The sequence below is a fragment of the Streptomyces dangxiongensis genome, from assembly GCF_003675325.1.
Classification (GTDB): Bacteria; Actinomycetota; Actinomycetes; order Streptomycetales; family Streptomycetaceae; genus Streptomyces; species Streptomyces dangxiongensis.
Genome location: NZ_CP033073.1, coordinates 1,680,369 through 1,700,515 on the forward strand (window position 1 = coordinate 1,680,369; position 20,147 = coordinate 1,700,515).

The window sequence follows — 20,147 nt, forward strand, 5'->3', positions numbered from 1 at the left end:
CCCGTGGTCCGGACGGTCAGTGGTCCGGGTGCGGGGTGTCGCCATTGCTCTTGTGGAGGTGGTGGGGGTTCTTCGCGTGGGTGCGCAGGCGGGCCGTCACGTCCTCGGGGGGAAGGAAGCGGGACCAGCGTTCGGGGAACTCGGACGGCATGTCGGGGTCGTCCGGATCGGCGTCGAGGGCCGCCGCGGCGCGGGCGACGTACTCGGCGACCTGCGCCTCGAGCATCCGGTCGTTGGCCTCGCGGGCGGCGGCCGTGGCCGCGGCGGGCCAGACCCGGTCGATGGCCGCGTTCACGGCCGCGCCGACGAGCACCGCGAAGGCGGATACGCCGATCCACAGCAGGACGGCCACGGCGGCGGCCAGGGAGCCGTAGATCGTGGCGCCCTCGATGGTGCTGGTGAGGTAGATGCGCAGCAGGAAGCTGCCGAGGACCCACATCGCGAGGGCGACCAGCGCGCCGGGCACGTCCTCGATCCACGGGGAACGGACCGGCACCGAGACGTGGTAGAGGGTCGTCAGGAAGACGATGGAGAGGACGATCACGACCGGCCAGTACAGGACCTGCACGACCGTCTCCGACCAGGGCACGATCCGGACGACCGCGTCCGGCCCCGCCACCATCAGCGGCAGCGCCACCGAGCCGATCAGCAGCGCCACGACGAACAGCAGGAAGGCCATGATCCGGGTCTTGACGATGCCCCGGACGCCGTCGAGGCCGTACATGACGGTGATGGTGTCGATGAAGACGTTCACCGCGCGCGAGCCCGACCACAGGGCGAACAGGAAGCCGATGGAGATGACGTCGGGCCGGCCGCCCTTCATCACGTCGTGCAGGATCGGCTGGGCGATCTCCTTGACGCCCTTGTCCGACAGCACCGTGCGGGAGGCCTCGAGGAGGTTGTTCTCCAGGCTGTGGATGGTGTCGGCGCCGGTCCAGTCGTCGACGTAGCCGAGCAGCCCGATGAGGCTCAGCAGCAGCGGCGGCACCGACAGCAGCGTGAAGAACGCCGCCTCGGCCGCGAGCCCCAGGATGCGGTACTCCATGCAGGAGTTGACGGTGTCCTTGAGCAACAGCCAGGCGGTCCTGCGCTTGGAGACGTTCCGGTAGAGGGCTCTGGCCCGGTGGAGCCGGCCGGCGGGCCGCTCGGGGGGTTCACTTGCTGGCTGCACGTCCTAACGGTATCCGCCGAGCCGGGCCCGCCTCACCTTTCGGGTGCGGTCACCGCCGCGGCGCACCGGGTTTCCGCTCCGGAGACCGGTTTCCGGCGTCGTACCACGGTGGGGGGCCATCACGGCCGCCGTCCCGGGTAGGTTCCCCGTCATGGCAGGCACCTCCACGCACACCGTGACGAACCAGCCGCCCCCGCTCGTCGGCTACGACGTCTTCGCCGCCGACCGGGCCCTCACCGAGGCCGTCCGCCGCCACACCGCCCCGGACGTCCTGGACGAGGTGCGCGCCGAGCTGACCGCGCTGGGCCGGGCCGCCGGCTCGGCCCAGCTCCAGGAGTGGGCGGTGCAGGCGAACGAGCAGCCGCCGCGGCTGCGCACGCACGACCGCTACGGCCACCGGATCGACGAGGTCGAGTTCCATCCGGCCTGGCACCGGCTGCTCGGCAAGGGCGTCTCGGCCGGGCTGACCGGCGCCTGGACGCGGCCGGCCGGGCACGTGCGCAGGGCGGCCGGGTTCCTGGTCTGGACGCAGGTCGAGGCGGGCACCTGCTGCCCGCTGTCGATGACCCACGCGGCCGTGCCCGCGCTGCGCGCCGACCCCGGGCTGGCCGCCGAGTGGGAGCCGCGGCTGACGTCCACGGTCTACGACCGGGCGCTGCGGGTCCCCGGGGAGAAACCCGGGGCGCTGTTCGGCATGGCGATGACCGAGAAGCAGGGCGGCAGCGACGTCCGCGCGAACACCACCGGGGCGCGGCCCCTCGCGGAGGCGGGAACGTACCTGCTGACGGGACACAAGTGGTTCTGCTCGGCGCCCATGTCGGACGCCTTCCTGGTGCTCGCCGACGCCCCGGGCGGACTCACCTGCTTCCTGGTGCCGCGGGTCCTGCCCGACGGCAGCCGCAACGTCTTCCTGATCCAGCGGCTGAAGGACAAGCTGGGCAACCGCTCGAACGCCTCCGCCGAGATCGAGTTCGACGGTACGTGGGCGCGCCGGGTCGGTGAGGAGGGACGCGGGGTGCGGACCGTCATCGGGATGGTCGCCGCCACCCGGCTGGACTGCGCGGTCGGCTCGGCGGGCCTGATGCGGCAGGCGGTGGCGCAGGCCGTGCACCACTGCGCCCACCGGGAGGCCTTCGGCGGGAAGCTGGCCGACAAGCCGCTGATGCGCAATGTCCTCGCCGATCTGGCGCTGGAGTCGGAGGCCGCGACCGCGCTCGCGTTGCGGCTCGCCGCCGCCTGCGACGACGGCGGCGAGCAGGAGCGTGCCTTCCTGCGGCTGGCGGTGCCGGCCGCGAAGTACTGGATCACCAAGCGGTGCGCGCCGGTGGCCGTGGAGGCCGCCGAGTGTCTGGGCGGCAACGGGTACGTCGAGGAGTCCGGCCTGCCCCGGCTGGTGCGCGAGTCACCGCTGAACTCCGTCTGGGAGGGTGCCGGGAACGTGCAGGCGCTGGACGTGCTCAGGGCACTGCGGCGGGAGCCGGGCGCGCTGGATGCCTGTCTCACCGAGATCGGCCGGGCGCACGGCGCCGATCACCGTCTGGACCGGGCGGTGAAGGGCCTGTTCACGGAACTCGCCGATCTGGAGGGCGCGGAAGGGCGGGCGCGGCGGCTGGTGGAGCGGCTGGCGCTGGTCCTCCAGGGCTCGCTGCTGGTGCGGTACGCGCCGCCGGAGGTGGCCGACGCGTTCTGCGCCTCCCGTCTCGGCGGCGATCACGGCGCGTCCTTCGGCACCCTGCCGTCCGGCCTGGACCTGAGGCCGGTGGTGGAACGGGCCCGCCCGGCCTGACCCGTCCGGGGACCACGGCACCCGGCCGCGCCGGCGCCCCGCACGCCCGGGACCGCCCCCCCCCTGCCTCCCCGTGAACCGCCGGTGGCAGGGGGTGGTGCTGCGCCGACACGGCACCACCCCCGGCGTCCGGGCCCGTCGGGCCCGCGGACGCGCGAACGCGTCGCGGTCGAGTCTCGGCCGGCGCGCGACGGTCCACCAGGGTTGCAGGGGGTTGCAACTCCCGGGGGAGGTGCGCGGAGTCTGTGCATCCGCCGTGCCCGGAGCGGCAGTATGGGAGCCGGAGCCGGGCCGGAAACCGCCGCCCGGACGGCTTGACAAGTCTGTTCGACGCACCTGTTTCCGGGAGGAGCCCTGTGGGATACCCGCCGCTGGACGTGGCGCGCCTGGCCGTCGTGGACGCGGCGCACGCGGCACGGGTGCTGCGCGAGGTGCGCGAGGCCACGCTCGCGGGGCGACGTGCGCGGATCGCGCCCCGGCCGGTGATCGAGCAGTCGTGGGGGCGGATGCTGCGCAGCGGCCTCGATCCCGAGCGCGACGTCAGGTCCGGGCTGCTGTCCTCTCAGGAGGTGCGGCGCCGGCGGGAGGAGTCACCCCTGCGGCATGTGCTGCCGGTGCTGCGGGAGGGTCTGCTTTCGGTCGCGGACGCCGCCCAGCACATCATGGTCGTCGCGGACGCCGACGGGCGCGTGCTGTGGCGGGAGGGGGCGGCGCGGGTGCTGCGCAGGGCCGACGGACTCGGTTTCGAACTCGGCGCGGACTGGCGGGAGGACGTCGTCGGCACCAACGGGGTGGGCACCCCGGCGGTGCTGCGGCGGCCCGTGCAGGTGTTCGCCGCCGAGCACTTCGCGCGTTCGCAGACCTCCTGGACCTGTTCCGGCGCCCCGATCACCGACCCCCGGGACGGCCGGCTGCTCGGTGTGGTGGATCTGAGCGGGCCGCTGGAGACCATGCATCCGGCGACCCTCGCCTGGGTGGACTCGGTGGCCAAGCTGGCCGAGGCCCGGCTGCGGGAGCTGCATCTGGAGTCACTGGAGCGGCTGCGCACGGTGGCGGCGCCGGTGCTGGCGCGGCTGGCCGGGCGGGCGACGGCCGTGGACCGGGACGGCTGGTCGGCGGCGGTGACCGGGATGCCGTACGTGCGGCGGGTGGCGCTGCCGAAGGGGCTCGCGCCGGGCCGCCGCCGACTGCCCGCGCTCGGTGTGTGCACGGTGGAACCGCTGGCCGGGGGCTGGCTGTTGCGGGTGGCGGACGAGCCGCTCGCCACCGCGGCGCCCCGGATCGTGCTGGATCTCGCCCGGCCGGACCGCCGCACGGTGACGGTCGTGGCACCGTCGGCCTCCTGGACCCGGGAACTGAGCCCCCGGCACGCCGAGTTGCTGTTCCTGCTCGCCGAGCACCGCGGCGGGCGCGGGGCGGCGAAGCTCGCCGAGGACCTGTTCGGGGACGCCTCCAGGACGGTGACCGTGCGGGCCGAGATGTCCAGGATCCGGCGGTATCTCGGGGAGTTCCTCCAGCACCGGCCGTATCGTTTCCGCGCGGACGCGGACGTCGAGGTGCTGCTCCCCGGCGACTCCCGTGACCTGCTCCCCCAATCCGCCGCACCGGCGGTGGCCCGGAGACGGAACGACGCGGAGAACAGCCGGACCGGACCGCCCCCGGGTCACACCCCGGCGCCCCGGGTGGTGGCCCCGTGAGCGTGTCTTCCGTCCATGTGCGCGGTTTTTGCCCTACGGGGCCGGTTCCTGCCGTAGCATCCGGTACGGGCCTCCCCATCTGCTCCTCGCGTCAACGTACGGACCATCAGGCGCAGTTGGCCCGCCTTCTGGAGGAGAGATGAAGCAACGCGGCAGACACCGCCGACGCAGGCGGGGCGCGGCACTGCGTGGCGTGCTGGCCGGGACCGCGCTGGCGCTGACCGCCGCCGCGACCCTGATCAGCGCGTCGCAGGCCCAGGTCGCCGAGAACCCCGGCGCGCTCAAGCCGTTGACCTCCCGGGCGGACACCGGCCCGCTCCGGCTCCAGGAACACCTGGTGCCCGCCCCCGCCCTGGACCGGCTCGCCGCCGGAATGGGCCGTCCGGTCGGTGTGGACGCCGTGCTGCGCGGCGCCGACCGTGGCATGCGTGAGGCCGGCGACTGCTCCTCCGACGACCGCGCCTCCCTGCCCGTCGCCCCGGCCGCCGGCCGCGCCTACTGCTGGGACCCGGCCGACACCGCCGGCGCCTGGCGGCCGGCCTCGGTGACCACCTCCGGGGACGCCGCAGGCGACGGCCTCTGGGGCACCCGCCGGGTCGTCCTGGCCGGCTGGACCCACCGCACCGGTGCCGGCCGCCCAGCGGAACGGGGCCTGGCCCGGGTCGCCTTCGTCGACACGGACGACCCCGCCCATCTCGCCTACCGCTGGGTGCTGCTGGTCGTGCCGACGCACGGCGGCCGGGACTACCGGCCACTGACCTCCGGGATCTCCGGCATGGTCTGGTACGAGAACAAGCTGCTGGTCACCACCCGGGCGGGCAGCGCCGACGCGCTCTACGTCTACGACCTCGACCGCATCCAGCGCACCACGGTCGACGGGTCCGCGATCGGCCGGGTGCCGGGCGGCTGGTCCGCCGACGGGTACCGCTACGTACTGCCCGCGGTCGGTTCCTACCGTTTCACCTCCGGCCGCTGCGCCGCCTCCGGGCCACCGTGTCCGGGCGCGCTCGCCCTCGACCGCGGTACGGCGCCCGACAGCCTGGTCGCCGCGGAGTGGACCGCGCCCGGCGGCGACCGCCACACCCGCCTGTGGCGGTACGCGTTCAGCACCGACCCGGCGCGTGCCGGGCTGCTCGCCACGGATGCCGCGGGGCGCGCGGACGCGGTGGAGGCCTACCGGACCCGGACGACCGGCGTCCGGGGCGTGCTGTCGTACCGGAAGGCCGGGGCCGACCGCCCGTCCTGGTATGTGGGACGCCTGCCCGGCTCGCAGGACGGACACGGCGGGCTGTGGCGGCAGGACACCGAGGGCGCCCAGGCGGCCCGGTGCGGCTCGGACGCCTCGCACCGCTGCTGGGCGCGGGACGCGGGCTCCCTCTCCTACTGGCAGGAGACCGGCGAGGTGTGGTCGCTGTCGGACCGGATGCTGTTCGCCCTGCCCCTGGCCGGTCTCGACCGTTCCCTGGGCTGACCCCGGGCCGATCGACAGACCGGGCGGCGGGATGATTCCCTGGCCCGCATGAGCAGCGTCCCTGTCACCACGTGGTCCCTGGAGCAGACCTCCCCGGCCGACCTCCTGCCCGGCGCCGCACCCGACGGCGCGGTCCGGATCGTCCGCGCCGAGGTGCCCTCCCCCGAGTTCAGCCGGTTCCTGTACGCGTCCGTCGGCGGCGACATCCACTGGACCGACCGGCTGGCCTGGACGTACGCGCGGTGGCAGGAGTACCTGGACCGGCCCGGCGTGGAGACCTGGGTGGCCTATGACCGGGGGACCCCGGCCGGCTACGTGGAGTTGGACCCGCAGGACGGGGGCGTGGTCGAGATCGCCTACTTCGGGCTGGTCCCCGCCTTCCGCGGCCGGCGCATCGGCGGCCACCTGCTGTCGTACGGCACGGCCCGCGCCTGGGACCTGGCCGAGCGGTGGCCGGAGCGGGCGCCGACGAAGCGGGTGTGGCTGCACACCTGCAGCAAGGACGGCGAGTTCGCGATGGACAACTACCGGCGGCGGGGCTTCAAGCTGTTCGACACCGAGGTGAAGCTGGAAGCGGAAGGGACGACACCGGGCCCGTGGCCCGGTGCATACCCCGCCTGACCTGCCAAGACAAGACTCCCCGCGACGCATGTGAGCGACGACACTCTTGTCCCGTACTTCGAGACAAGGAAGTCCGCATGATGGACGAAGCTGGACTGTGTCCAGATCGCCGTGACACGCTTCCGTCATGTCCGGAACTGGAATTGCCTTGGTGAGTCGGCGGCACGTCGACCTCGGCCGCATGTCCAGCGCCATCTGTCCGGCGAGCTGACCGCTCCAGCACCGCCGACCCCCCTCGCACCGATTCCTGCCGCGCAAGGACGCGCGAGCCTGCCCACATGCGCACGTACGCGCAGGTCAGAGCCGATTTCCGCCTGTCCCGAAGGACGTAGAACCATGGCCGCCACCCCACAGAACCCCGCCGCCTCCGCGCCCCGCCGCAAGGTGAGCCGTCACCGCGGTGAGGGTCAGTGGGCGGTGGGCCACCTCACCCCGCTCAACGGCAACGAGCAGTTCAAGAAGGACGACGACGGTCTCAATGTGCGGACACGCATTGAGACGATCTACTCCAAGCGCGGTTTCGACTCGATCGACCCCAACGACCTGCGCGGCCGGATGCGTTGGTGGGGGGCTGTACACCCAGCGCAAGCCCGGGATCGACGGCGGCAAGACCGCGATCCTGGAGCCCGAGGAGCTGGACGACGAGTACTTCATGCTGCGCGTCCGCATCGACGGGGGTGCGCTCACCACGCGGCAACTGCGGGTGATCGGCGAGGTGTCGCAGGAGTTCGCGCGCGGCACCGCCGACATCACCGACCGGCAGAACGTGCAGTACCACTGGATCCGGATCGAGGACGTGCCCGCGATCTGGGAACGGCTGGAGGGCGTCGGCCTGTCCACCGTCACCGCCTGCGGCGACACCCCGCGCGTGATGATCGGCTCCCCGGTGGCGGGCATCGCCGAGGACGAGATCATCGACGCCACGCCGGCGCTGGAGGAGATGAAGCGCCGCGTCCTGAACAACAAGGCGTACTCGAACCTGCCGCGGAAGTTCAAGACGGCCATCTCGGGCTCGCCGCTGCTGGACGTCGTGCACGAGATCAACGACGTCGCGTTCGTCGGCGTACGGCACCCCGAGCACGGACCGGGCTTCGACGTGTGGGTGGGCGGCGGCCTGTCGACCAACCCCAAGCTGGGCGTGCGCCTGGGCACCTGGGTGCCGATCGACGAGGTGCCGGACGTCTACGAGGGCGTCATCTCGATCTTCCGTGACTACGGCTACCGCCGGCTGCGCACGCGTGCCCGGCTGAAGTTCCTGGTCGCCGACTGGGGCCCGGAGAAGTTCCGGCAGGTGCTGGAGGACGAGTACCTGCACCGTGAGCTGGTCGACGGGCCCGCTCCCGAGCAGCCCGTGCAACAGTGGCGCGACCACATCGGCGTGCACCGGCAGCAGGACGGCCGGTTCTACGTCGGGTTCGCCCCGCGCGTCGGCCGCGTGGACGGCGCCACGCTGACGAAGATCGCCGATCTCGCGGAGGCGCACGGCTCGGGCCGGGTGCGCACCACCGTCGAACAGAAGATGATCGTGCTCGATGTCGAGCAGGACCGGGTCGAGTCGCTGGTCGAGGCACTGGAGGCGCTGGACCTCACCGCACGGCCGTCCTCCTTCCGGCGCGGCACCATGGCCTGCACCGGCATCGAGTTCTGCAAGCTCGCCATCGTCGAGACCAAGCAGCGCGGCTCCCAGCTCATCGACGAACTGGAGCGCCGGCTGCCGGACTTCGACGAGCCGATCACCATCAACCTCAACGGCTGCCCGAACGCCTGCGCCCGTATCCAGGTCGCGGACATCGGTCTCAAGGGCCAACTGGTCCTCGACGGCCAGGGCCGGCAGGTCGAGGGCTACCAGGTGCACCTGGGCGGCGCGCTCGGCCTGGAGGCGGGCTTCGGCCGCAAGGTGCGCGGCCTGAAGGTCACCGCGGAGGAACTGCCCGACTACGTCGAGCGGGTGCTGAAGCGGTTCCGGGCCGAGCGCGAGGACGGCGAGCGGTTCGCGACCTGGGCGGCGCGGGCGTCCGAGGAGGCCCTGTCGTGAGCGAGCGAGCCGCACCCTTCTACTGCCCCTACTGCGGCGACGAGGACCTGCGTCCCAGCGACGAGGGCCACGGCGCCTGGGAATGCGGCGCGTGCAACCGCGCATTCCGGCTGAAGTTCCTCGGGCTGCTGACCCGGGGGCTCCAGCGAGCCGACCACGAAGGGGACGAGCGCATATGACGACGGCTCAGGAAGGCCGTACGGACGAGGACTCGAAGGCGCTGGCCGAGCGGGCGGGCCGGGATCTGGAGGACGCCAGCGCACTGGAGATCCTCCGGTGGGCGGTGGACACCTTCGGCAGAGGATTCTGCGTCACCTCCTCCATGGAGGACGCCGTGGTCGCCCATCTCGCCTCGCGCGTGCTGAAGGGCGTGGACGTCGTCTTCCTCGACACCGGCTACCACTTCCCGGAGACCATCGGCACCCGGGACGCCGTGGAGGCCGTGATGGACGTCAACGTCATCACCCTCACGCCGAAGCAGACGGTCGCCGAGCAGGACGCGGAGTACGGCGCGAGACTGCACGACCGCGACCCCGACCTGTGCTGCGCCCTGCGCAAGGTGCGGCCCCTCGAAGCGGGTCTCAGGAACTACCGGGCGTGGGCGACCGGCCTGCGCCGCGACGAGTCCCCGACCCGGGCGAACACCCCGGTCGTCGGCTGGGACGAGAAGCGGCGCAAGGTCAAGGTCTCGCCGATCGCCCGCTGGACCCAGGACGACGTGGACGCGTACATCGCCGAACACGGCGTGCTCGCCAATCCGTTGCTGATGGACGGCTACGCGTCCATCGGCTGCGCCCCGTGCACCCGCAGGGTCCTGGAGGGCGAGGACGCGCGCGCCGGCCGCTGGGCGGGCCGCGGCAAGACCGAGTGCGGACTGCACGGATGACGAACGACCAGATTCAGGAGACCCACGTGACGACCGGAGCCACCGTCTGGCTCACGGGCCTGCCGAGCGCCGGCAAGACCACCATCGCGTACGAGCTGGCCGGCCGGCTGCGCGCCGACGGCCGGCGCGTCGAGGTGCTCGACGGCGACGAGATCCGCGAGTTCATCTCGGCGGGCCTCGGCTTCTCCCGGGAGGACCGGCACACCAATGTGCAGCGCATCGGCTTCGTCGCCGAACTGCTCGCCCGCAACGGCGTCACGGCGCTGGTGCCGGTGATCGCGCCGTACGCGGACAGCCGGGACGCGGTGCGCAAGCGGCACGAGGAGAACGGGACGCCGTACCTGGAGATCCATGTGGCGACCCCGGTCGAGGTGTGCAGCGAGCGCGATGTGAAGGGGCTGTACGCCAAGCAGGCCGCGGGCGAGCTGACCGGGCTGACCGGTGTGGACGACCCGTACGAGGAGCCGGTCGGACCCGACCTGCGGATCGAGTCGCAGCACCAGACGGTGCAGGAGTCCGCGGCGTCGGTGTACGCGCTGCTGAGCGAGAGGGGATGGGCATGACCGCGGTCGTCACGGTGGAGGAGGGCACGCACAGCCCGTACGCCCTGTCGCATCTGGACGCCCTCGAGTCCGAGGCCGTGCACATCTTCCGTGAGGTGGCGGGCGAGTTCGAGAACCCGGTGATCCTGTTCTCCGGCGGCAAGGACTCCATCGTCATGCTGCACCTGGCGCTGAAGGCGTTCGCCCCGGCCCCGGTCCCGTTCTCCCTGCTCCATGTGGATACCGGACACAACTTCGCGGAAGTCCTCGAATACCGGGACCGTGTGGTCGCCGCACATGGGCTGCGCCTCCATGTGGCCTCCGTCCAGGACTACATCGACCGTGGTGTGCTCAAGGAACGGCCCGACGGCACCCGCAATCCGCTCCAGACCCTTCCCCTCACCGAGAGGATCCAGAGCGAGCGGTTCGACGCCGTGTTCGGCGGCGGACGCCGGGACGAGGAGAAGGCCCGCGCCAAGGAGCGCGTCTTCTCCCTGCGCGACGAGTTCTCCCAGTGGGACCCCCGCCGCCAGCGCCCCGAGCTGTGGAACCTGTACAACGGCCGGCACGCCCCCGGCGAACACGTCCGGGTGTTCCCGCTGTCGAACTGGACCGAGCTGGACGTCTGGCAGTACATCGCCCGGGAGGGCATCGAGCTGCCGCAGATCTACTTCGCGCACCGGCGCGAGGTTTTCCGGCGCGGCGGCATGTGGCTGACGGCGGGCGAGTGGGGCGGCCCGAAGGACGCCGAGACCGTCGAGCTGCGGCAGGTGCGCTACCGCACCGTCGGTGACATGTCGTGCACCGGCGCCGTCGACTCCGACGCCACCACGCTGGATGACGTGATCGCCGAGATCGCCGCCTCCCGGCTCACCGAGCGGGGCGCGACCCGCGCCGACGACAAGCTGTCCGAGGCCGCGATGGAAGACCGCAAGCGCGAGGGGTACTTCTAACGATGAGCACGACCACGACCGAGGTCCTCCCGGAGACCACCCTGCTGCGGTTCGCCACGGCCGGTTCCGTGGACGACGGCAAGTCCACGCTCGTCGGACGGCTGCTGCACGACTCCAAGTCGGTCCTCACCGACCAGCTTGAAGCCGTGGAACGCGTCTCCGCGAGCCGGGGCCAGGAGGGCCCGGACCTCGCGCTGCTCACCGACGGCCTGCGCGCCGAGCGGGAGCAGGGCATCACCATCGACGTCGCCTACCGTTACTTCGCGACCCCGCGCCGCCGGTTCATCCTGGCCGACACGCCGGGCCATGTGCAGTACACCCGCAACATGGTCACGGGTGCCTCCACCGCCGAGCTGACGGTGGTCCTGGTCGACGCCCGCAACGGCGTGGTCGAACAGACCCGCCGGCACGCGGCCATCGCCGCCCTGCTCCGGGTCCCGCACGTCGTCCTGGCCGTGAACAAGATGGACCTCGTCGGGTACGCGGAGCCGGTGTTCGCCGCGATCGCCGAGGAGTTCACGGCGTACGCGACCGAGCTGGGCGTCCCCGAGGTCACCGCCGTCCCGATCTCGGCGCTCGCCGGGGACAACGTGGTGGAGCCGTCGGCGAACATGGACTGGTACGGCGGTCCCACCGTGCTGGAGCACCTGGAGACCGTGCCGGTCAGCCACGACCTGGCGCACTGCCACGCGCGGCTGCCCGTGCAGTACGTGATCCGGCCGCAGTCCGCCGAGCACCGGGACTACCGGGGGTACGCGGGCCAGATCGCGGCCGGCACCTTCCGGGTCGGCGAGGACGTCACGGTCCTGCCGTCCGGCCGGACCACACGGATCGCCGGGATCGACCTGCTGGGCGAGCCGGTCGACGCGGCCTGGACGACGCAGTCGGTGACGGTCCTGCTGGAGGACGACATCGACGTCTCGCGCGGCGACCTGATCGTCCCGACCGAGGACGCCCCGGCCACCACGCAGGACGTGGAGGCGACCGTCTGCCACGTCGCCGACGCCCCGCTGACCGTCGGCCACCGGGTGCTGCTCAAGCACGGCACCCGCACGGTCAAGGCGGTCGTGAAGGACATCCCGTCCCGGCTCACCCTCGACGACCTGTCCCTGCACCCGCACCCGGGGCAGCTCGTCGCCAACGACATCGGCCGGGTGAAGATCCGTACCGCAGAGCCGCTGCCGGTGGACTCCTACGCCGACTCGCGCCGCACGGGCTCCTTCATCCTGATCGACCCCGCCGACGGCACCACGCTCACCGCGGGCATGGTCGGCGAGTCGTTCGCGTCCCCCGAACCGGTCAAGGACGAGACCGACGACGGGTGGGAATTCTGACCATGACGACGACCGATTTCTACTCGACGTTCGCGAAGGAGGGCGGCCGCGTCGGCAGCGGCGCCCTCGGCAGCGGGCAGGGCGGGGTCGCCCGATGTGTGTGATGACGTACGCGCACCGCCTGCGCGCCCGCACCCCCCACCGCCGTAGACGAAGACCTGCCGATTTCCCGGCCACGACCTGAGAGACCGTGACCGCCGGGCCTCCGAGAGGAACACCTCCCGTGCCTGCAACGAACGTCTTCCGCCGCAGCCTCGCGGTGATAGCCGCGCTTCCCCTCCTCACCCTCGCCGCCTGCGGTTACGGTTCCGAGGCCAAGGACGACAACACCGCCAAGATCGCCGCCGGGGCCAAGAAGACCGACGGTCTCGACACCGTCAGGATCGGCTACTTCGGCAACCTGACGCACGCGACCGCGCTGGTCGGCGTGCAGAAGGGCTTCTTCCAGAAGGAACTGGGCGCCACCGAGGTCAAGCCCGCGATCTTCAACGCCGGCCCCTCCGAGATCGAGGCGCTCAACTCCGGCTCCATCGACATCGGCTGGATCGGCCCCTCCCCGGCCATCAACGGCTACACCAAGTCCGGCGGACAGAGCCTGAAGATCGTCGGCGGTTCGGCGTCCGGCGGTGTGAAGTTGGTCGTGAACCCGAAGAAGATCAAGTCCCTGAAGGACGTCAAGGGCAAGAAGATCGCCACCCCGCAGCTCGGCAACACGCAGGACGTGGCGTTCCTCAACTGGGCGGCGGACCAGGGCTGGAAGGTCGACGCGCAGAGCGGCACGGGTGACGTCACCGTCGTCCGTACCGACAACAAGATCACTCCGGACGCCTACGCGTCCGGTTCGATCGACGGTGCCTGGGTGCCGGAACCGACCGCGTCCAAGCTGGTCGCCGAGGGCGCCAAGGTGCTGCTGGACGAGTCGGCGCTGTGGCCCGACAAGAGGTTCGTGATCACGAACATCATCGTGCGGCAGGGCTTCCTCAAGGACCACCCGAAGGCGGTCGAAGCCGTACTGAAGGCCGCGGTCGAGACCAACAAGTGGATCAACGCCAACCCCGACGCGGCGAAGGCGGCGGCGAACAAGCGGCTGGAGACGGACTCCGGCAAGGCACTGCCGGCGAAGGTCCTCGACCCCGCCTGGAAGTCCATCCAGTTCACCGATGACCCGCTGGCCGCCACCCTCGGCACCGAGGCGGCGCACGCGGTCAGGGCCGGCCTGCTGGAGAAGCCCGACCTCAAGGGGATCTACGACCTGACGATCCTCAACAAGGTCCTCAAGGCCGCCGGCCGGAGCCCGGTCGACGCGGCCGGTCTCGGCACCAACTGATCGAAGTCCCCGATGAGTTCCCAGGAGGTGACGACCATGGCCACGACCCTCGCCAAGGCCGACGAGACCGTTGACTTCGCGGCACGCCTTGAGCACGTCTCGAAGTCCTTCGCGGAACCGGGCGGGCAGCAGCTCGTGCTGGACGACATCAGCATCGATGTCGCGCCGGGCGAGTTCGTCACCCTCCTGGGGGCCTCGGGCTGCGGCAAGTCCACGCTGCTGAACCTGGTGGCGGGCCTGGACCGGCCGACCGCGGGTGCCATCGCCACGGACGGCCGCCCGGCCCTGATGTTCCAGGAGCACGCCCTCTTCCCGTGGCTGACCGCGGGCAAGAACATCGAACTCGCGCTCAAACTCCCGAGGGGTTCCCAAGCCACAGCGCAGGGACAAGGCGGAGGAGCTGCTCGAACTGGTCCGGCTGAAGGGCGCGTACGGCAAGCGTGTCCACGAGCTGTCGGGAGGTATGCGCCAGCGTGTGGCCATGGCCCGCGCACTGGCCCAGGAGAGCGGTCTGCTGCTGATGGACGAGCCGTTCGCGGCGCTGGACGCCATCACCCGGGACGTGCTGCACGACGAGTTGACCCGGATCTGGCAGCAGACCGGCCTGTCCGTGCTGTTCGTCACGCACAACGTGCGCGAGGCGGTTCGTCTGGCCCAGCGAGTGGTCCTGCTGTCCTCCCGTCCGGGCCGGATCGCGCGGGAGTGGACGGTCGACATCCCGCAGCCGCGTCGCATCGAGGACGCGCCCGTGGCGGAACTGTCCCTCGAAATCACCGAAGTCCTGCGTGGGGAGATCCGCCGCCATGGCCAGCACTGACACGACCAAGACCGTCCGGTCGGACGCCGGCAGCGTCGAGGCGGGCCTGGACGCGCTGGAGAGCAGTGTCGTCGGCCGTACGCCGCTGCGGCAGACGCTCACCGGCAAGGTCCTGCCTCCGCTCGTCGCCGTCGCCGTGATCCTCACGGCCTGGGCCCTGCTGTACCCGGTGGTCGACAACCCGACGAAGCTTCCCTCGCCGGCGGCCGTGGGTGACGCGTTCAAGGACGCCTGGCTCCGGGGCGATCTGCTCCGATACATCTGGACCAGCGTCTCGCGCGGTCTGCTGGGCTTCGCCTTCGCGGTGCTCATCGGCACCCCGCTGGGTCTGCTGGTGGCGCGGGTGAAGTTCGTGCGCGCGGCCATCGGCCCGATTCTGTCCGGCCTGCAGTCGCTGCCGTCGGTGGCGTGGGTGCCGCCGGCGGTGATCTGGCTGGGCCTGGACAACGCGATGATGTACGCGGTGATCCTGCTCGGCGCGGTCCCGTCGATCGCCAACGGCTTGGTGGCCGGCGTCGACCAGGTGTCGCCGCTGTTCCTGCGCGCCGGCCGCACGCTGGGGGCGACCGGCGTCCGGGGCATCCGGCACATCACCCTGCCGGCCGCGCTGCCCGGCTATGTGGCCGGTCTGAAGCAGGGCTGGGCCTTCTCATGGCGGTCGCTGATGGCCGCGGAGATCATCGCTAACTACCCCGACCTGGGCGTGGGCCTCGGCCAGTTGCTGGAGAACGCCCGCACCGCCGCCGACATGGCCATGGTGTTCGAGGCCATCCTGCTCATCCTGTTCGTCGGCATCGCCATCGACCTGTTGATCTTCAGTCCGCTGGAGCGGCGGGTGCTGCGCAACCGCGGCCTGCTGGTGAAGAGCTGACGTCCCGTGCGCAGTGAGCCGGTCCTCCTCGTCATCGCCCACGGCAGCCGCGATCCGCGGCATGCCGCGACCGTGCACGACCTCGTGGAGCGGGTACGGTCGCTGCGGCCGGGCCTGCGCGTGGAGACCGGCTTCCTCGACTTCAACGTGCCGTCCGCGCCCGGGGTGCTGGAGTCGCTGGCGGCGGAGGGTGTGCGGGACGTGGTGGCGCTGCCGCTGCTGCTCACCCGGGCCTTCCACGCCAAGGCCGACATCCCCGCCGTGCTGCGGGACGCACCTGCGCGGCTGCGGATCCGGCAGGCTGAGGTCCTCGGCCCGTCCCCGCTGCTGCTGGCCGCGTTGGAACGGCGGTTGTACGAGGCGGGGTTGACGCCCGCCGACAAGTCCTCGACCGGGGTCGTACTGGCCTCGGCGGGGTCCTCCGACCCCCGAGGCGATCGCGGTGATCGCCGGCATCGCGCGGGAGTGGCGGCGCACCGGCTGGTGCGCCGTGCGGCCCGCGTTCGCCTCCGCGGCCCTTCCGCGCACCGAGGACGCCGTACGGGAACTGCGTGCCCTCGGCTGCGCACGGGTCGCCGTCGCGCCGTACGTCCTGGCCCCCGGTTTCCTGCCGGACCGCATCGCACGCGGCGCGGCCGGCGCGGACGTACTGGCCGATGTGCTCGGTGCGGCGCCGGAGGTGGCGCGGGTACTGCTGGAACGGTACGACGCGGCCCGCCGCCCGGCCGTGGCGGCACTCGGCGCGTGACGACCGGCCCCGGCCGACGAGGCACCCGGCAGCACCTGACCGTCTGCTGCCGCCGGGCCGGCGGTCGTCCTGCCGCCCCGCGCGGGTGGTGCGGCCGGTGCCGGTGGAACAGCCAGGGAAGCACGCGGGAGGTTCTCCCTCGGCCTTGTCCCGGTGCCGGGGCCCGTGGCGGCGGGGCCCCGGCTGCTCACAGACCGAGGGCGTCGGTGAGCTGCTGGGTGAAGGTGAGGCTGGCGGTGCCGGCCGCCGCGCCGATGGCGACGTTCTCCAGGGCGGTGCGGATCCGGCCCCGGTTGGGCGGCAGACCGTCCTGAGCGGACTGTGCCAGCTCCCGCTGGACGACCTCGCCGTTGGTCACCAGCCGGGGGTACTCGGCGCGCAGCGCCTCGGTGAACCGGTCGGCGACGTTCATGAGGGCGGGCAGGTCCGGGGTGGCGTAGGGGGTGCGGTTCCGGCCGCGGTCACCGGGGCCGGCCGGGCCGTGGTCGGGTCCGAAGTGGTAGGTGCTCATGTCCTGTCCTCGCTTCTGGGGCGGCGGCTCGGGTCCGGGCCGCAGGAGCCGTCGAATGGCTGGGGATCGCGGCTTCGGCACGCTGCCCGCACGGCAGGACCGTCCCGTGGACGCCGAAGGTGCCGGGACGGCCGACGTTGCCGATGTCGCGGGTCCGCGCGCCGATGACGGGTGGGGTCTTGCCGATGGGGCGGGCGCCGGTGGCCTTTCGCCCACGGCAGGTCGCCGGGAACGTTCCGCACGGCCGTGGGGACGCCGAGAGGGCCGAAAACAGCCACCCGTCCGGGTGACGGGTGCGGGTTGACCGGCGTCCGGAAGCCGGCACACCGGTGGCCGGAGACGGCACGGCGAACGGCCGCGCGCGCGTCCCGGGCGCAGGACGGCGCCGGGGGCGTCGGCTCGCGGGCGGGACTCCGCCCCGGTGTGTCGCTCAATGGTGCGTCCGTCACCGTCATCCGCCCCCTCAGGCCTTCCATGCGTTTCACCCTAGGGACGCCGCGCGGGCGCTGTAGCGAGGTTCGGTGAGGCGGCCCGTCCGGGGGCGGATGTGTGCTATCGGCCGCCGCGGTCCGGCGTTCCCCTGTGACGTCGGACCGCGGTGGCTCTTTGTTCTGCGCCGGGCTCGGCGTCCGCGTCACAGAGGTGCCGGAGTCGGCGCGCGTCAGGGGCGGAAATCGGCCAACTCGCCCTGGACGCCGTGCGGGATGCGGCCGAGGTGGAGGATGCCGGTCAGCGGGGTGCCCGCGGCGGAGACGACGCCGGGTTCCACGAAGGCCGACGGCAGCCAGACGCAGACGCCGTGGACGTGCCGGAAGCGGCGCAGCGCCAGCCGTCCGCTCTCGACGCCGTTCTGGAGGCAGACCAGCGGCAGCAGTTCGCGCCGGCCCCGCCCCGAGCCGCACCCCGTACCTCACCCCCGAGCCGTACCCCCGAGAAGCGCCGGTATATGTAAGGGACCACCGTCCTCCCCAGCGGTGAGCCGGGTCCCGCCCACCTCACCGGGCAGTACGACGAGACGGCCTGATCCGGCGCCTACCGTCGAACCGGAGCAAGTGCAGAGGTGGCGGCAGGGGGCCGTCACCGCACACGAGGGGGCAGACCCGTCATGGGGAACACAGAGGTACGGGTACGGGGGCTGGCCGCCCGCGCCGGCGGCTGGAGCGCCCGGCACCGCTGGGCCGCCGTCGGCATATGGGTGCTGTTCGTCGTCCTGGCGATGGGGCTGGGCTCGGCGGCGGGCCGGACCGACGTCGACGAGAACGATCAGCTCAAGGGCGAGACGCACACCGCCGCGGAGATCATCGACGACGCCGGGATCAAGGAGCCGGCCTCCGAGACCGTGCTGATCCAGTCGGAGGACGGCTCCGTCGGGGCCACCGGCGGCGAGTTCCGCACGGCCGTCACCGATGTCGTCAAGGCCCTCGACGGCACCGGCAGGGTCACGGACGTGACCTCGCCGTACGACACGCACACCATCTCCCGTGACGGCCACAGCGCCCTGGTGCGGTTCGACCTGCGCGGTGACGCCGAGACCGCCGCCGACCGGATCGAGCCGGTCCTGAACGCCGTCGCCGGGGTGCGCGCGCACCACGGCTCGCTGCGGATCGAGGAGATCGGCGGCGCCAGCATGCAGAAGCAGTACAAGGACGCCTTCGGGAACGACTTCCAGCAGGCCGAGTACTCGGCGGTGCCGGTGGCACTCGGCATCCTGCTGATCGCGTTCGGCGCCCTGGTGGCCGCGCTGCTGCCGGTGGCCCTGGCGGTCACCGCGATCATGGCGACGATGGGCCTGATGGGCCTGGTCAGTCACCTGCAGCCGATGAGCGACACCGCCAACTCCGTGATGCTGCTGGTCGGCATGGCCGTCGGCGTCGACTACTGCCTGTTCTACCTGCGCCGCGAGCGCGAGGAACGGGCCGCCGGGCGGGACCCGGGCACCGCCCTCAGGATCGCCGCGGCCACCAGCGGCCGGGCAGTCATCGTCTCCGGTGTCACCGTGTGCGTGGCGATGGCGGGCATGCTGTTCACCGGGCTCGCCGAGTTCGAGGCGATGGGCCTGGCCTCGCTGATGGTCGTGGCCGTCGCCATGGTCGGGTCGGTGACCGTGCTGCCGGCGCTGCTGTCGCTGCTCGGCGGGCGGGTCGAGAAGGGGCGGCTGCCGTTCCCGGATCGCCGGCGCCCGCGGCGGGGCACCACGGACGGCGGCAGCCGGTTCTGGACGGCCGTACTGCGCGGCGTGCTGGCCAGGCCGCTGGTCTCGGTCCTCGTCGCGGCCGGCGCGCTCCTCGCGGTCGCCGCGCCGGCGCTCGGCATGAAGACCCAGCAGCTCACCCTGGACCAGGAGTTCGGCGACTCGCTGCCCATCGTGCAGACGTACAACCGTGTCAACGACGCCTTCCCGGGCGGCACCGCGCCGGCCCAGGTCGTTGTCAGGGCCAAGGACATCGACAGCCCCGGGGTGCGGCGGGCCCTGGCCGACTTCAGGAAGCGGGCGGTCACCTCGGGCGCCTCGCACGGCCCGGTCGACGTCAAGGTGTACGGCGCGCGGAACGTCGCCCTGGTCTCCGTGCCGCTGGTCGGCGGCTCCGACCTGGACCGGGCGACGACGAGTTTGGTGACGCTGCGCGACGAGGTGCGGCCCGCCACGCTCGGCAGGGTCGAGGGCGTGCAGGCGCCGGTGACCGGGCAGGTCGCGGGCAACCACGACTTCAACGACCAGCTAATGGGCTCGGTCGTCCCGGTCTTCGCGTTCGTGGTCGTCTTCGCCTTCCTGCTGATGCTGCTGTCGTTCCGCTCGCTGACCGTCGCGATCACGTCGATCGTGCTCAACCTGCTGTCGGTGGCCGCCGCCTACGGCATCCTCGTCGCCGTCTTCCAGCACGGCTGGGGTGCTTCCCTGGTGGGCGCGGAGGGCGTCGGCGCGATCGTGACCTGGCTGCCGCTGTTCCTCTTCGTCATCCTGTTCGGACTGTCCATGGACTACCACGTGTTCGTGGTGTCCCGGATCCGCGAGGCCCGTATGAGGGGCCTCGCGACGAAGGACGCGATCCGGCACGGGGTGGTCACCACGGCCGGGGTGGTCACCAGTGCCGCCGTCATCATGGTCGCCGTCTTCGCGATCTTCGGCACGCTGTCCATGCAGTCGATGAAGCAGATGGGCGTGGGCCTGGCCGCGGCCGTGCTCATCGACGCGACGGTCATCCGAGGGGTGCTGCTGCCGGCGGTGATGGCGCTGCTCGGCGAGCGCAACTGGTACCTGCCGAAGTGGCTGCACCGGCTGCCGGACCTGACCCACGACGAGGTGCCGGAGGCGGTCGCGACGCCGGTGCCCGACCGGGGCGAGCGGCTGACCGTCTGATTCCGCCCGTGGCCGCGCG

Annotated in this window: 15 protein-coding genes and 4 pseudogenes; 16 read left to right on the top strand and 3 right to left on the bottom strand. The window is 72.2% G+C overall.

What is annotated here, in order from left to right; translation table 11 throughout:
- Nucleotides 1-16 precede the first annotated feature (16 nt).
- A complete protein-coding gene (locus tag D9753_RS07445) occupies nt 17-1,171 on the bottom strand; it encodes a YihY/virulence factor BrkB family protein (RefSeq protein ID WP_205614083.1) in 1,155 nt (384 codons plus the stop codon).
- Between the two features lie 151 nt (nt 1,172-1,322).
- Between D9753_RS07445 and D9753_RS07450 the strand changes: the two genes are divergently transcribed.
- The 15 genes and pseudogenes from D9753_RS07450 to D9753_RS07520 all read left to right on the top strand — a co-directional run bounded on the left by D9753_RS07450 (nt 1,323) and on the right by D9753_RS07520 (nt 16,259).
- On the top strand, nt 1,323-2,957 hold the full coding sequence (locus D9753_RS07450) for an acyl-CoA dehydrogenase family protein (RefSeq protein ID WP_121786283.1): 1,635 nt from the start codon (nt 1,323-1,325) through the stop codon (nt 2,955-2,957).
- A 356-nt stretch (nt 2,958-3,313) separates the two neighbouring features.
- Complete coding sequence (locus tag D9753_RS07455) at nt 3,314-4,654, top strand: helix-turn-helix domain-containing protein (RefSeq protein ID WP_121786284.1); 1,341 nt, start codon at nt 3,314-3,316, stop codon at nt 4,652-4,654.
- Between the two features lie 139 nt (nt 4,655-4,793).
- The gene (locus D9753_RS07460) at nt 4,794-6,125 is read left to right on the top strand and encodes a hypothetical protein (RefSeq protein WP_121786285.1); all 1,332 of its coding nucleotides are present in this window, start codon (nt 4,794-4,796) and stop codon (nt 6,123-6,125) included.
- Nucleotides 6,126-6,173: 48 nt separating this feature from the next.
- On the top strand, nt 6,174-6,746 hold the full coding sequence (locus D9753_RS07465) for a GNAT family N-acetyltransferase (protein WP_121786286.1): 573 nt from the start codon (nt 6,174-6,176) through the stop codon (nt 6,744-6,746).
- Between the two features lie 127 nt (nt 6,747-6,873).
- Nucleotides 6,874-6,957, top strand: coding sequence for a putative leader peptide (locus D9753_RS38945; RefSeq protein ID WP_309486338.1), 84 nt, complete (start codon nt 6,874-6,876; stop codon nt 6,955-6,957).
- A gap of 125 nt (nt 6,958-7,082) precedes the next feature.
- Nucleotides 7,083-8,781: pseudogene (locus D9753_RS07470) on the top strand (nitrite/sulfite reductase).
- The gene (locus D9753_RS07475) at nt 8,778-8,960 is read left to right on the top strand and encodes a hypothetical protein (RefSeq protein ID WP_121786287.1); all 183 of its coding nucleotides are present in this window, start codon (nt 8,778-8,780) and stop codon (nt 8,958-8,960) included. Before D9753_RS07470 ends, D9753_RS07475 begins: the two are co-directional and overlap by 4 nt.
- Nucleotides 8,957-9,667, top strand: coding sequence for a phosphoadenylyl-sulfate reductase (locus D9753_RS07480; protein WP_121786288.1), 711 nt, complete (start codon nt 8,957-8,959; stop codon nt 9,665-9,667). The genes D9753_RS07475 and D9753_RS07480 overlap by 4 nt, the downstream gene beginning before the upstream one ends.
- A gap of 26 nt (nt 9,668-9,693) precedes the next feature.
- Nucleotides 9,694-10,230: an adenylyl-sulfate kinase gene (cysC, locus tag D9753_RS07485; RefSeq protein ID WP_240468074.1), complete on the top strand. Its 537-nt coding sequence runs from the start codon at nt 9,694-9,696 to the stop codon at nt 10,228-10,230.
- Nucleotides 10,227-11,162: a sulfate adenylyltransferase subunit CysD gene (gene cysD, locus D9753_RS07490; protein WP_121790954.1), complete on the top strand. Its 936-nt coding sequence runs from the start codon at nt 10,227-10,229 to the stop codon at nt 11,160-11,162. Before cysC ends, cysD begins: the two co-directional genes overlap by 4 nt.
- Before the next feature lie 2 nt (nt 11,163-11,164).
- On the top strand, nt 11,165-12,496 hold the full coding sequence (locus tag D9753_RS07495; protein WP_121786290.1) for a sulfate adenylyltransferase subunit 1: 1,332 nt from the start codon (nt 11,165-11,167) through the stop codon (nt 12,494-12,496).
- Nucleotides 12,497-12,719: 223 nt separating this feature from the next.
- Complete coding sequence (locus D9753_RS07505) at nt 12,720-13,823, top strand: ABC transporter substrate-binding protein (protein ID WP_121786292.1); 1,104 nt, start codon at nt 12,720-12,722, stop codon at nt 13,821-13,823.
- A gap of 36 nt (nt 13,824-13,859) precedes the next feature.
- Nucleotides 13,860-14,640: pseudogene (locus D9753_RS07510) on the top strand (ABC transporter ATP-binding protein).
- On the top strand, nt 14,627-15,511 hold the full coding sequence (locus D9753_RS07515) for an ABC transporter permease (RefSeq protein ID WP_121786293.1): 885 nt from the start codon (nt 14,627-14,629) through the stop codon (nt 15,509-15,511). Before D9753_RS07510 ends, D9753_RS07515 begins: the two are co-directional and overlap by 14 nt.
- A 6-nt stretch (nt 15,512-15,517) precedes the next feature.
- Nucleotides 15,518-16,259, top strand: a pseudogene (locus D9753_RS07520) (sirohydrochlorin chelatase).
- A gap of 187 nt (nt 16,260-16,446) precedes the next feature.
- Here D9753_RS07520 and D9753_RS07525 read toward each other — a convergent pair.
- Complete coding sequence (locus D9753_RS07525; protein ID WP_121786294.1) at nt 16,447-16,770, bottom strand: hypothetical protein; 324 nt, start codon at nt 16,768-16,770, stop codon at nt 16,447-16,449.
- Between the two features lie 694 nt (nt 16,771-17,464).
- Nucleotides 17,465-17,647, bottom strand: a pseudogene (locus tag D9753_RS07530) (ketopantoate reductase family protein); the annotation flags it as partial.
- Nucleotides 17,648-17,875: 228 nt separating this feature from the next.
- Between D9753_RS07530 and D9753_RS07535 the strand changes: the two are divergent.
- A complete protein-coding gene (locus tag D9753_RS07535) occupies nt 17,876-20,128 on the top strand; it encodes an MMPL family transporter (RefSeq protein ID WP_121786295.1) in 2,253 nt (750 codons plus the stop codon).
- The last annotated feature ends 19 nt before the right edge of the window (nt 20,129-20,147 follow it).

Coding starts and splice junctions, on each gene's coding strand:
- D9753_RS07515 (WP_121786293.1), top strand. CDS start 14,627: ATGGCCAGCACTGACACGACCAAGACCGTCCGGTCGGACGCCGGCAGC.
- D9753_RS07480 (WP_121786288.1), top strand. CDS start 8,957: ATGACGACGGCTCAGGAAGGCCGTACGGACGAGGACTCGAAGGCGCTG.
- cysD (WP_121790954.1), top strand. CDS start 10,227: ATGACCGCGGTCGTCACGGTGGAGGAGGGCACGCACAGCCCGTACGCC.
- D9753_RS07460 (WP_121786285.1), top strand. CDS start 4,794: ATGAAGCAACGCGGCAGACACCGCCGACGCAGGCGGGGCGCGGCACTG.
- D9753_RS07495 (WP_121786290.1), top strand. CDS start 11,165: ATGAGCACGACCACGACCGAGGTCCTCCCGGAGACCACCCTGCTGCGG.
- D9753_RS07525 (WP_121786294.1), bottom strand. CDS start 16,770: ATGAGCACCTACCACTTCGGACCCGACCACGGCCCGGCCGGCCCCGGT.
- D9753_RS07450 (WP_121786283.1), top strand. CDS start 1,323: ATGGCAGGCACCTCCACGCACACCGTGACGAACCAGCCGCCCCCGCTC.
- D9753_RS38945 (WP_309486338.1), top strand. CDS start 6,874: ATGTCCGGAACTGGAATTGCCTTGGTGAGTCGGCGGCACGTCGACCTC.
- D9753_RS07465 (WP_121786286.1), top strand. CDS start 6,174: ATGAGCAGCGTCCCTGTCACCACGTGGTCCCTGGAGCAGACCTCCCCG.
- D9753_RS07535 (WP_121786295.1), top strand. CDS start 17,876: ATGGGGAACACAGAGGTACGGGTACGGGGGCTGGCCGCCCGCGCCGGC.